This window comes from Acinetobacter sp. neg1 (genome assembly GCF_000788125.1).
Taxonomy (GTDB): Bacteria; Pseudomonadota; Gammaproteobacteria; order Pseudomonadales; family Moraxellaceae; genus Acinetobacter; species Acinetobacter vivianii.
In genome coordinates, this window is sequence record NZ_JSZD01000016.1 from 40,981 (window position 1) to 54,062 (window position 13,082).

The 13,082-nt window shown below is 41.5% G+C and carries 11 protein-coding genes; 8 read left to right on the top strand and 3 right to left on the bottom strand.

Features of this window, described 5'->3' with window-relative positions; all coding sequences use genetic code 11:
• Window positions 1-96 precede the first annotated feature (96 nt).
• The gene (locus PJ15_RS12345; protein WP_047431545.1) at window positions 97-639 is read right to left on the bottom strand and encodes a DUF4334 domain-containing protein; all 543 of its coding nucleotides are present in this window, start codon (window positions 637-639) and stop codon (window positions 97-99) included.
• 209 nt (window positions 640-848) lie between these two features.
• Here PJ15_RS12345 and PJ15_RS12350 point away from each other — a divergent pair, with 209 nt between their 5' ends.
• Window positions 849-1,784, top strand: coding sequence for a lauroyl acyltransferase (locus tag PJ15_RS12350; protein ID WP_047431239.1), 936 nt, complete (start codon window positions 849-851; stop codon window positions 1,782-1,784).
• Window positions 1,785-1,846: 62 nt separating this feature from the next.
• On the opposite strand, the gene PJ15_RS18650 is transcribed toward PJ15_RS12350, so the two are convergent.
• A complete protein-coding gene (locus tag PJ15_RS18650) occupies window positions 1,847-3,376 on the bottom strand; it encodes a PT dipeptide repeat lipoprotein (protein ID WP_047431242.1) in 1,530 nt (509 codons plus the stop codon).
• Between the two features lie 134 nt (window positions 3,377-3,510).
• Between PJ15_RS18650 and PJ15_RS12360 the strand changes: the two genes are divergently transcribed.
• From PJ15_RS12360 to PJ15_RS12370, 3 genes are read left to right on the top strand one after another with little or no spacing between them, the layout of a single operon-like run.
• Window positions 3,511-4,752, top strand: a complete 1,242-nt coding sequence (locus PJ15_RS12360; protein ID WP_047431245.1) for a cupin-like domain-containing protein — start codon at window positions 3,511-3,513, stop codon at window positions 4,750-4,752.
• A gap of 49 nt (window positions 4,753-4,801) precedes the next feature.
• Window positions 4,802-5,683, top strand: coding sequence for a DUF6502 family protein (locus PJ15_RS12365; protein ID WP_047431251.1), 882 nt, complete (start codon window positions 4,802-4,804; stop codon window positions 5,681-5,683).
• A gap of 2 nt (window positions 5,684-5,685) precedes the next feature.
• Window positions 5,686-6,396, top strand: a complete 711-nt coding sequence (locus PJ15_RS12370; protein ID WP_047431253.1) for a hypothetical protein — start codon at window positions 5,686-5,688, stop codon at window positions 6,394-6,396.
• A gap of 341 nt (window positions 6,397-6,737) precedes the next feature.
• Here the strand turns inward: PJ15_RS12370 and PJ15_RS12375 are convergent, their stop codons facing one another.
• Window positions 6,738-7,847, bottom strand: coding sequence for an endonuclease/exonuclease/phosphatase family protein (locus PJ15_RS12375; protein ID WP_047431254.1), 1,110 nt, complete (start codon window positions 7,845-7,847; stop codon window positions 6,738-6,740).
• A gap of 188 nt (window positions 7,848-8,035) precedes the next feature.
• Between PJ15_RS12375 and asd the strand changes: the two genes are divergently transcribed.
• The 4 genes from asd to PJ15_RS12395 all read left to right on the top strand — a co-directional run bounded on the left by asd (window position 8,036) and on the right by PJ15_RS12395 (window position 13,072).
• Window positions 8,036-9,154 carry an aspartate-semialdehyde dehydrogenase gene (asd, locus tag PJ15_RS12380; RefSeq protein ID WP_047431259.1) on the top strand — a complete coding sequence of 373 codons (1,119 nt, stop codon included), beginning with the start codon at window positions 8,036-8,038 and terminating at the stop codon, window positions 9,152-9,154.
• 141 nt (window positions 9,155-9,295) lie between these two features.
• A complete protein-coding gene (locus PJ15_RS12385; protein ID WP_047431262.1) occupies window positions 9,296-10,756 on the top strand; it encodes a FimV family protein in 1,461 nt (486 codons plus the stop codon).
• Window positions 10,757-10,817: 61 nt separating this feature from the next.
• Window positions 10,818-12,059 (top strand): FimV domain-containing protein, encoded by a 1,242-nt coding sequence (locus PJ15_RS12390; protein ID WP_047431265.1) that lies wholly within the window; start codon window positions 10,818-10,820, stop codon window positions 12,057-12,059.
• A gap of 44 nt (window positions 12,060-12,103) precedes the next feature.
• The gene (locus tag PJ15_RS12395; protein WP_171248598.1) at window positions 12,104-13,072 is read left to right on the top strand and encodes an asparaginase domain-containing protein; all 969 of its coding nucleotides are present in this window, start codon (window positions 12,104-12,106) and stop codon (window positions 13,070-13,072) included.
• Window positions 13,073-13,082: the final 10 nt, after the last annotated feature.

Consider the following 13,082-nt stretch of genomic DNA (forward strand, 5'->3'; position numbering starts at 1 on the left):
CAAAAAGCATGCGCTTTATCTTTTAGATTTAAAAGTGTACGCACAACTTGATCTAAGTTCCAATTCGCAACAGATAAATCCTCGCAGAGAATTGGATTACTCAAAGCCAAGCGAGCTTTGATGATCGCGTTGCAGAATAAAAAAATAGGGCTGGGCTTGCTGTTTTAGATCCATCCAGCCCAATACGGTATTTTCATCTATTTTTCGAAACACATCATGAATGGGCTTTTCATCGTAAATCATCGTCGCCGATATTTTCCCCCGAAACTCAGTCATTCTTAAGCGGGCTTTACTGTCTTTGGTTTTTAATAGTTTCAAACCACCAGCCAGATACTTACTGTTATTTTTCAAAAGGCTAAAATCGAGATTTAGAGGCAACCATTTCGGATCAAGGAAAAATAACGCTGTTTTCTTCGCATTGAGGAGCACTAACGGATATACCGTTTCCTGATCAATAAATAATTTCCCATACCAGTTTGCCCGCTCCAATAGACCATTCATCGGATGACCTGTTACCACCTCAAATCCTTTCCAGCGACCATACATAAATGGACAGTCAACCTCATCCAATTGATCATAAAACTCGATCATTTCCTGAGCGTCGATTTTCTTCCCTTGTGATATTTCCTGAATATTCATCATCCCTTCCCTTTTTGTTTTATTGATCCTCAACTCAATCTGGATTGAGTCAGGTATGACCTGCATTGTATTACAGCTAAAGTAGAAGCAAAAAATTTCTCATTCAATTTCCGCCGAGTAACAGCCGAACAAAAGCGTGTTGGCATATTCTCAGGCTCACTTCATGTTACACTGCTCCAAAATTCAACATTATTCACTCTACTAAGTTTATGAGTCAAAAGCAGTCTTATATACCTGGCGAATTTCAATGGGAATTTCTATTACCCAAATATTGGAAAATTTGGATCGCCATTTTTTTTCTTATGTTATTGGCCATTCTCCCATGGGCAATTCAGTGGCGCTTGGCACATGGCTTAGCAGGATTATTCTGGCATCTGCTCAAGTCTCGCCGAAAAACCACACTTCGAAATCTGGAACTGTGTTTTCCAGAATGGTCACCAGCGGAAGTCGAAGCCCAAGCAAAACAAGTTTTTGTCGATATGATGCTGGGTGTGTTTGAAACCCTGAATGCATGGTATTGCCCACAATGGTTTAAAGATCGTCATAGCATTGAAGGCCTAGAATATATTCATGAGGCCAAAGCTCAAGGCAAAGGCATCTTATTACTCGGCACACATAGTACCTTGCTAGATGCGGGCGGTTATATCTGCGCCCAGTATTTCGAGCCGGATGTGGTGTATCGACCGCAGAATAATCCGATGCTGGATATGCTGATTTATCGTTGCCGTGCAACCATTTATCAGCACCAGATTGATCATGATGATATGCGTGGTTTGATTCGTCGCCTAAAAGACGGTGGCGCAATCTGGTATAGCCCTGATCAGGATTTCGGTCTCAAACAAGGCGTGATGGCCCCTTTCTTTGGTGTTCCCGCAGCGACGGTCACGGCACATCGTCGTTTATTAAAAATCTCGAAAGCTGTCGCGATTCCGCTGTATTTCTATCGGTACGGAGATGTGCGTAATCCACAATACAAAGTCCTGATTGAACCGATTGTGGACAATATGCCAAGCGAAGATGAAGTGAGTGATGCGATCCGAGTGAATCAGATTATTGAAGCGCAATTACGTATCGCACCGACGCAATGGATGTGGTTCCACCGCCGTTTTAAAACCAGAGCCGAAGGCTACGAAAAAATCTATTGATACGCAAAGAGCCGATCCATTGTAATGAATCGGCTCTTTTTTCAATGAGGAAAAGATAAATATTAGTTCGGGAAAATCACGCCTGAGCTTAAATCATAATAAGTTGGATTATTACTATAGACCGATCCTAATTTCACATTAATAAACCAGCCTAAATTACCCTGATCTTGTAAGCGGTTTTGAACTTCGCTTGGTAGATCCAGTTTATAAATCGCATCTTCCTTAAAGACCTTAGATTCAATATTGGCTGTGCTCGTACTATCACGTTCAAATAAATAGCCTTTGGTATTAAAGAACACAATTGCATTGTCCTTATCAATCAGGTGATAGCCTTCTGCAGCCTGCTGCTTGAGTAACAGGTCTAGTTTGGTAGGATTATCATCATAGAATCCTGCTTCTGTTTTTGGCATTTCAAAATAGCGATATGCATAGGTTCCATTATGGGTACTACTGTTCACACAGGTTGGTACATAAAACGTACCATTGGTTGTGCCGTTATTGGTAAAGGTACTGCCTGCAAAAATTAACTTACAACCCTGTGCCCCCAGCTCATTAAATGCTGCCAGAATATTAGCGCGACTGGTATCGGTTAAGAAGCGGTTGTCATAAGTATAAGTTGCTGGTTTTTTATCATTTTTAACAAATAAATATTTATAAGTATTGCTTGGTGACTCACCCAATGATGACTTATACGCAAAGCCAGCTTCACCTTGTTTTTTAATCTCAGCCAACCAGAACAGATAAACATTGGCAAGCACATTGGTTTTGACATCAACAATTTTATAGCTGTATGTATCCGTCGAAGTATTATTTTTCACATATAAGTTTTTAGGTTCTGGAAAATCACTATTGGCTTTTTTTACATCCAAAGAATTACTAGCTAAAGCAAAGCCCTGACGCCCTTGCTCATTGGCTTGCGCCAGAAAATTCTCAAAAGAGCTTTGGTTATCTAATAAGCGATAACTTGCAGTTGCATTTTTTACAGTCGGTTTGAATAAGCTATAACCCTCAACATTGGTACGGGTATAACAAGTTACTGTCTTCGATGGATCAATAGCATCCATATAAGCTTGAATATCCTTGATCGAGGCCGTTGCTGGTACATCACACATACCCTCACCTTTAAACCCATAAGCAGCGGCAATACCATTCTGACGATATCGATCAATATATTTCACCCGATTCGCTGTGGTCGTCCCACTGGTTTCAGTCGCTGCAATCTCAGTAATCAACGCATCATCAGAAGCTACATCGTAAGTTTTAATCACGGCTCCTGTGCAATCTTCTTTTTCAAACTGACGTGTTTCTTCGGTAAAACGAACGCTGTTATCTGAAGTCTTATGCACGGTTAAGTTTGTTCGTGCACCTTTATGGCAAAAGCCGCCTAGCCAAGAGCCGACAAAGCGATCAGCCACGACTGGGGTCGGTGTTGGAGTTGGCGTAGGGGTTGGGGTCGGTGTAGGCGTTGGAGTCGGTGTAGGCGTTGGAGTCGGTGTAGGTGTTGGTTTGGAATCAGAATCATTATCCGAGCCACACCCGACCAGTACAGCACATGTCACGCTTAATGCCAGTTGTGTCCATATTTTTTTCATTATTTTACCCTCTGTGTGATTTTTTCACATAAATTACGTGTGAAAATTTAACACTTTTATGCTTGAGTGCAAATATATTTCTGCGTAAATTAATAACGAAAGGTCAAAAATATTTTTACTCATGGTCAGAATGTATGGATGCACAAGAGAACTTAGCCAGACAATTCAGTGCCTTACCAAAGGAATGGCAGATCTGGCTAGAAGAAAATTTAGAACGTGGCTGTCGCCCCACTGATTTAGTCAATATTTTGCTACGTGAAGGCTTAATTGATCTTGGTCAGAACTTTGCAGCTCAAGTACCGCTAGAACCACAACACGATCATCAACAAGAACAAACTGCACTAGAAAAACAGGTGCAGCTCAGCATTACGTTCAATCAACAACAGCAAAAATGGCTTGCGCAGGCCGTTTTGAATGGAACAGATCAGGCCTATATTTATCAAACGTTGCAACAACAAGGCTTAAGTGAAATTGATATCACACTGGAATTGGCTCAGCTAAAACAACATCCTTATTTTCAAATCGCCCAAGAACAGCATTTTTTAGTGCGGAAACGAAACTGGTTGCTCAATACCCTCGATTGTTTTGCCCGTTTGAATCCCCAATATCAGCATATTAGCCGGATCACACTTCCCTCTTTCGAGCAATTTATTCAACAATATTACAGTCGAAATTTACCTGTCATTCTCACAGATTCAGTCGCCCATTGGCCTGCCTTACAGAAATGGTCACCTCAATATTTCAAAAAAACAGTCGGGAATCAGGAAGTTGAGGTGCAGTTCAATCGTGAACAAGATCCAATGTTTGAACGCAACTCGATTCAACATAAAACCAAGATGCTGATGCGTGAATTTGTCGAGTTAATTGAACAAACTCCTCACTCTAATAATTTTTATATGACGGCTAATAATGCCAAAGCCAGTCAGTCAAGTTTAGCCACATTATTTCAAGATATTGATCATTTTCATGGCTATACAGATCATGCACAGGTCTATGATCGCAGCTTTATCTGGTTTGGACCGAAAGGTGCCTTTACGCCACTGCATCATGACTTGACCAATAACATCCTTGTTCAAATCTATGGACGTAAAAAGGTCACCTTAATTCCCGCACTACAAGTGCCAAATTTATATAATGATGTCGCAGTTTTTAGCAAAATTGCTGATCCTTATCAAATAGATGTAGAAAAATCATTTCCAGACTTTGCACTGAGCAGCAAAATCGAATGTATTCTCGAACCGGGTGATGCTTTATTTATTCCTCTCGGCTGGTGGCATTGTGTCGAAAGTCTGGATATTTCCATGAGTGTTTCATTTACTCATTTTAATATCGACAATGGTGGTGCTGAATCATTTCCAACAACCAACTATTGTTAAAATCAGATCAACCCATAATTAATCACGCTTTAACTCTTCAGGTACTTTAATGGTAAAACCAACAAATCAGGTCATAACCGAAAACGAATTAACAGCGAATGATACGCAAGGTGTTATTGCTCAAGAAGCAGAAACAACCTTGGAAAGTATTTTTCCAATGATGCAGCACATTGCGCGCTGGTTGATTCATTCTGGCGTAGGTTATACCGACTTTGTTGCCGCATTGAAGCCAATTTTTTATGAACAGGCACTCTCAGAATTAGATCGGATTCAACAAAATAAAACAGATTCAGCCGTGAGTTTATTATCAGGATTACACCGTAAAGATGTCAGTGCTTTTCGGCAACAAGCCACCCAAAATACGACCGAGGCTCCCAACTTTGCCATTAGTGTTCCTGCACGTGTCATTGCACGCTGGATTGCGCTGGATCTTCCTCATCAGATTCCAGTTTCTGGTGAAGAGAACAGTTTTGAAGCTTTGGTGAAACACATCTCGACAGAAAAACATCCCCGTTCAATTCTATTTGAATTACAACGTTTAGGCGTGGTTGAACAACAAGGACAACAGGTTATCTTGCAGCAAAATAGCTTTACACCAGATAATCAAATGCAGGAAAGTAAAGCCCTATTTTCTGCCAACCTCACAGATCATCTGGCAGCTGGAATTGATAACTTTATCAGCGAAAAACCTTTTACTCATCTCGAACAGGCAGTCCATGCCGAGAAATTAACACCGCAGTCGGTTGAGGCACTTCGACAACTTAGTATCGAACTTTGGCAAAATATGGCAAAACAATTATTAAATGCTGCCATTCATCATTGCGAACAAGACCAGAACAAAACAGATGCAACTTATCAATTTCGATTTGGGGTCTACCAGTACGATACACAGATAAAACTACAAGTGCCTTATATATTTAAGGATAAATAAAAATGAAAACAATACTTTTCCCGAGCATTATTTTAGTTTCAGCGATTGCTTTAACCGCCTGTGGAGAAAATTTTTCTGCGGCCAATGTCAGCTTGGGAGGCAGTGGTTCTGGTACCCAGAAACCCTTACCTGGTGGGGGAAATGGTGGAGGCTCGCATCCCTCTACGGGAGATAAAGGTGAATTTTATGAATATGTCGTCGTAATCCCGCAAGAGACCCAAAGCAGTTGTATGGGGGTGCAACGCAGCATGCGTTTTATCGATGCTGAAACCAAACAACCTTTAGCTGTAAACTCCCTTCAGAGCTTAGCCACATCACCCCTGCAAATTGAAATTAGCAACACCACCCCGAATTATGTCTATCAGCTCGTACCGCTATGCCGTCCGATTGAGTTTCAAGTAGGTGAAACTATCATGTTTCATGGACAATCATTAAGATGCGCTACAGATCAAGATGAAATACAAGTATTGCGCCCTTATGAAACACGGACTTATGAGCTCGATCTCAGCTTTGCCGAGACGGAACTTCCCTTAATCGTAAACTATAAAGCTTTTTATCGTACTGATTTGCCTAGTATTGGGACAGTATGGGAAAAATGTGACGCAGCCCAGATCACTGCACCTATTTATAAGAAACGTATTCCTAAAGAACCTAAAATTATAGAACCACCGATCACGGTTCCTGAACAACCTGTCGGGGAAAAGCCAGAATAATGCTGATCATGAAAAAATTAAAACCCGAGTCCTGCATCCTGCAAAACTCGGGCAAATGAGGTTGTGCTTTCACGTTATTTTTATTATCTTGCGTCCATCGCATGCATCATATCCATGATGACTGTTCCATTTCAGCGCTGCTTATCCTTAATCGGAAATCCATTCCTGCGTCCTTGTGCTGATGTATTTAGAATAAATCTTTTGCGGCTGTAGGACTATTCGTTACAAACTTAAATCTATGTACGAAATAACGTACATTAATTAGCTAAAGTTTAAAATCACATAATTCCTCAAATCACTGAAATCTAAATAAATCACGTAATTTAACCTTATACAATCCACTATTTATGAGGTTGAGCCAAAGGATCAATGACCTCTTTCTCCTCTTCCTCAGCCTTCTCTATGCCTTCCTGTATCGCCTTTTGAGCTTCCTGTTCATCTTCGGCTGTCTGTTCCAGTGATTCCTGCTGTTGTTCAAATAGACGATCTGTTTGTAACACCACATAAATCGGAAAATGATCTGAACCGATATGCGACAAGCGTTTCATTTTGACTAAACCAAAATCCGTACTATGAAACAGATGATCCAGTGACCAGCGCAGTAAAGGATAATCAGCATGGAAAGTATTCATGAAATAGCGCCCAACTCGTGGATCAAGCAAGCCACTGATACGCTGGAATAAGCGCGTTGTTCTCGACCATGCCACATCATTCAGATCTCCCATCACGATACAGCTCTGATCTAGGTCTTTAATTTGGTCACCCACAATCAAGAGTTCGGCATCTCTTAAAGTTGAGTCTTTCGCCTCAGTTGGACTCGGAGGCTTAGGATGTAAACAGTACAACTTAACCTGCACACCCGACGCTAACGTCAGACAAGTGTGAATCGAAGGAATCTCGTCACTTAAGATAAATTTCACTTCGGTGCCATTTAACGGCAAACGACTATACAGATGCATTCCATATAGATTGTCTAAAGGCACAGGCACGCAGAAAGGATAATCTGCTTCGATTTTGCTCAGCGCTTGTTGCCATGCAGCATCCGACTCAAGGGTCAGTACCACATCAGGTTTTAGATTTTCAATATGCGCTAGCAAAAGATGATATTTATCGTTTGGGGTCAGTACATTCGCAACCAGTAATGAAACTTGCTGTTCAGGTTTTAACTGCGCCTTCTTTACTTTTTGAACCTGCTTTTTCCATAACGGCGTATAAGGCAAAACCATTTTGAGCTGATAGGCAATCGCAGCCATTAAACCAAGAAAAAATAGCTCCGTGCTCAAGGTCCAATCCGATACACCAAATAACATTACACAAGCGGTCAAAATCCCTAATGCCAAGATTTGTAATCTGGGAAAATCCGCCCCTCGAAACCACCACTCATCTCGAGGGATCAAAGACCAAAATGAAAGCCATATCACCACTGCTGCGCAAATCTGAATCCACATCATGTTCATTTTTCTCTTTGGGATAGCATAGATTTACAATAAAGCTGTAGCTTTATCAATTTTCTATCTAATATAAACAAGATATTCCACTCAATAAACAAGCTGTTTTAGCGAGGTAACGCTTGCAGTTGTGGACGCTTTTGATACACTCAAACCCCTTTTAATTTTTTTACATACCGAGGCACAATGACATGAAAGTAGGTCTGGTCGGTTGGCGTGGGATGGTTGGTTCTGTCCTTATGCAACGTATGGTTGAAGAGAATGATTTTGCTCATATCGAGCCATTCTATTTCTCTACCAGTAATGCAGGTGGTGAAGCGCCTGCATTTGGTGGTAAGACTGCCCCAGCACTTATGGATGCAACGGACATTAAGAGTCTGAAGCAAATGGATGTCATTTTAACCTGTCAAGGTGGTGATTACACATCTGAAGTTTTCCCGAAACTCAAAGCTGAAGGTTGGGATGGCTACTGGATTGATGCAGCTTCTACCTTGCGTATGGCTGATGATGCAATCATCGTACTTGATCCAGTAAACTTGAACGTGATCAAAGATGGTTTAATGAATGGCACTAAAACATTTGTTGGCGGTAACTGTACTGTTTCACTGATGTTGATGGGCTTAGGTTCATTGTTCCAGAACAATCTGGTTGAGTGGGCAACATCAATGACTTATCAGGCAGCATCGGGTGCAGGCGCGCAAAACATGCGTGAACTGATCACAGGTATGGGCTATCTGTATAACAATACCAAAGACTTACTGGATGATCCTAAATCTGCGATTCTTGATATTGATCGTCAAATTGCAGACTTGCAACGTGGCGAAGGTTTCCCGAAAGCAAACTTCGGCGTGCCATTGGCAGGTTCATTGATTCCATATATCGACAAACAGCTCGAAAGTGGTCAATCAAAAGAAGAATGGAAAGGTCAGGTTGAAACCAACAAGATCCTCGGTAACCAGCAAATTGTTCCAATCGATGGACACTGTGTCCGTATCGGTGCGATGCGTTGTCACTCTCAAGCGATTACATTGAAATTGAAAAAAGATGTGGCGCTGGACGAGATCGAAGACATGATTCGTAACTCTAGCCAATGGGCAAAAGTGGTTCCGAATACACGCGAAGCATCAATGACTGATCTTACCCCAGTTGCAGTAACAGGAACTTTAACTGTTCCAGTGGGCCGTTTACGCAAACTGAATATGGGTAAAGAATATCTAGGTGCATTCACAGTTGGTGACCAGTTGCTTTGGGGCGCTGCTGAACCATTGCGTCGTATGCTTCGTATTCTGGTTGAATACAAGAACGCTTAAGCAAAAATCCCGAAAAATCAAAAGCCGATCACATTTGATCGGCTTTTTTATGTGGATGGAAAATGAAGAATTTACAATTCATTTACATCACGGTAATGTATACTTTTTTCTGACCATAACATCACTTTTTCATGGATCGAGATGACTGTTTATAACAAATTAAAAATTGCCATTTTAACCATAATTTCTTCGCAACATCTTTATGCAATTACACTTGATCCATTGCAAATTCAGTCTGCTCCGGGTGAGTTACTTTATGCGGAAATGAGTTTCCATCAAGCTGATATCAACTCGAAATTTGATGTGAGTCTAGCAACGCCTGAAGACTTATTGATGATTGGCGCCGTACATCAGCCCCCTTCAAACCTGAACTTTTTTACACGTCGCAACAATCAGGGAGAAGGTGTCATTGTGATCACCTCTTCCCGTCCAATGACGGATGCTGAACTAAACATCATTATCAAAATCCAAGAAGGCGGCGCTTCTCATTTAAAGCATATTCGACAGTCTATGCGTCAGGCAGCAAAGCCACCGCTCAGCGCAAAAAGTAATAATGAAAAGTCACTCACACCTAAATTTATTGTCAGTGAAAAAGATATTGCCTTAAACCTGCCTGAAAGTACCCGTTTCAATGTTGCAGACAACAATACCAAAGCAGCAGCTAAACAGGAAACGCTATTAAATGCGCCCTTTGCCTTGCCGCCAGTATTAAAGAAACAGCAATCTTCTGTACCTGAAGCAGCCGCAATATCTGTTGCTGTGCCTGCAAAAATAGACCCCTCTTTAGCAGCACCACTCCAACAAACAGCGTCGAATGTAAGTAGCAAAGCAGAGAAAGCAACTGAAGCTCCTGCAATTAAACAGGAAAATATTCAAACGGCACAAGCAACGACACCTGCAACAGAGACCGCTCCACCTGCAAATGAGCTAAAAAATACGGCCTTCAAATCTGTTGAAGATGGAGAGATAACCAAAGCCCAATATCAGGCCAAAGAGCTTTCAGCCCCTGCGAAGAAAAAAGCACCTGTTCAAAGTACGCCAACAACATCAAGTGAAACGGCACAACAACATGTTGTACAACGCAATGAATCGCTCTGGAGTATTGCACAACGTATTGCAGGACAAACCCAGCAACCTGTCGCTCAGGTGATGCATCAAATCAAGGCACAAAATGAGCATGCCTTTATTGGAGGCAATGCAAATCGACTCAGACAAGGTTCACATTTGAATTTTAATTTCAGTGCGACAGCAACGCAGCAGAATAAGAATATCAACCAAATCGCGGCTCAAACCCAACGCCCTGCCGCAGCTAAAGCCAAATATCGCTTACAACAGGCGGAAATGTCCTTAGTCGCTGAAAGTAATCAAGATTCAAGTACGGGAAGTGCCAAAAAAGACACATTACAACAGAAAACCAGTGCAGACTTGTCATTAAAAGTTATGACAGCACGGGAAAAAACCGTTACATTACAAAGAAACGTAACACAGTTAGAACTGGCACTGCATCAAAAGGAACAACGTATTCAGCTGTTAAATGCTCGGCTTGCCGAACTACAAGATCAGTTAAAAGCGCAGCAGGAAACTAAAAAGTCAACACGCTAGGTTACGAGAAGATTCTCATAAATTTGCATAAAAGCGGCTCAATCTTTAAGGGGTAAAGATCATGTCAAATATAATCATCGTACTACTGGTCATTGTGCTGGTGGTTGCGATCTTTTTAAAAAAACGTGAAAGTAATCAAGCCAATGCTGCACCAAAGAAAGGTACAGCTAAAACACCGAAAAAATCTGCGACCAAAACAGCTTCACGCACAGCTTTAGTTCGTGAAGAACAAGAACTTGCCCCTCAAGTTAGCACTGCAATTTCTGAAAGCCTTCGCCAACAGCTTGAAAAGCAAATTCAGAGTGGCAATTTCCAAGCCGCTGAAGCACAAATCAATCAGGCTTTAAAACAAGATAATTCTCAACATGAGCTTTATCTTTTTTTACTTGAGATTCATCTTAAACAGAAAGATGATTTTGCAATTGATCAACTGATCAAGCATGTGCATGCACTGAAACTTGAAGATATTGCGCAAGCCGCTGAAATCAAACACCGCGAATATCTACAGAATAAACAGCCTGACTCTATTGATTTTAATTCGGCAAGTTTTCATCAAACGCATACGACCACAGAACCTGTCGCTCAAAACAATAGCGCAGATTTCGATGCTTTAGTGCAAACACCAGCAGCACAGTCTTTTGACGATTTACAATCTGAATATACGGCTCCTGCGGAAGAAGCTCGAACAGTAGAACCAGCACCTGAAGTACAGCCTTTAGATTTCAACTTTTCATTTGAACAAAAGGAAACAGTTGAACCAGCTCCTGCACCAGTTGAAACACCAGAAGCAAAACAAGAGCAACCACTTGAGTTTTCTTTTAATCTGGATTCAGCAACACCGAAGACTGAAGAAACCAAAGTTGCAGACAGCAAGCCAGAATTAGACTTTAACTTTGCGGATTTAGAGGTTGTTGCAAATCAACCTGAAGCCAAACAGCAAAGTACAGAAACAGCACCGAACCTTGATTTCAATTTTGAACCGTCTCAAGCGCAGGTTGAAGAAAAAACCTCGATTGAAAAGACTGAGTTTTCATTTGAAACTGTAGCACCAGCGCCTGTTGCGGAACCTAAAGTTGAATTAACTCCAGCACCCTCTCAAATTTCTGCAAGCCACGATCCACTGGTGCAATCATTCCCTGATTTGCAACAACTGGATGAGGCACAGCTCAATTTGGAACTGGCTGAACAATATGTTGAACTGGGCGCCTACGAGTCTGCCCGTGAATTGTTAAAAAACACTTCAACATTCGATCAGGAACAACAACAACGTTCAGAAATTTTACTGAATAAAATAGCTTCCTGAATTTGATCAGTCTAATATAAGCAGTCTCTAAGACTGCTTTTTTTATGATGAAAAAAATCGCTTTAATCTATATGGGTGGAACTTTTGGCTGTATTGGCGAACCGTTAATGCCAATGCCAGAACAGGACTTTTTACCGCTACTTGGCAAGGTGATCCCACCACATTTACAGGTCGAATGCTACGCTGCACCCAGTATTAAAGACAGCAGCGCCTGTACTGCAACCGATTGGCTCAAACTGGTCCAACAAATCCAGCAACTACAACTGAATGGTTTCCAGCATTTTGTGATTATTCACGGTACGGATACGCTCAGTTATGCTGCTGCAACACTGGCACGATTCTTAGGCCATTCTTGCCATGCGATTATTACGGGCAGCCAATATCCATTACTGAATATTGAAGGCAATGACACACGCGAGTTTACCGATGCAATCGGTAACTTATATCTAGCTCTAGAGCAGGTATTAAGCTTAGCAAGCGGTATTTATCTGGCCTTTCATCAACAAATTTTCCATGCCCAAACCACGCTAAAAGCACATACAACTGAACTGGATGCGTTTGTCGGGATCAAGGCAGAGCAAAGTTGCAAGACCACGGCTGATCCTTTTGTCATCCACAATGAGCATATCGAAAAAGCAGCACAACTGAACATGCTCAATCTGATGTTACAGCCGATTGCAAAAGAGCAGCTCATCATGCAGTTAAAAAATCTTGTGGCTGCTCCACCTGACTTTCTGGTTTTACAAGGTTTCGGAACAGGCAATATTGCCGTCAATGATGAAATTCTTGCGTTATTTGACGCTTTTTATCAGAAGCGATGTCTGCCAATTATTAGTACACAGGTCACCTTCGGACAGTTGGATCAGCGTTATGCAGTCAGCTCATGGATTCAATCTGCCAAAGTTTTGGTCAATGATTGCCATAGCCATGCCGATTTATATGCAAAAGCCCTGCAAATGTATTTAAAATACCCGACCCACGAACAATGGTTCGAACATTGGCATCAACACTAATATTGAGGTT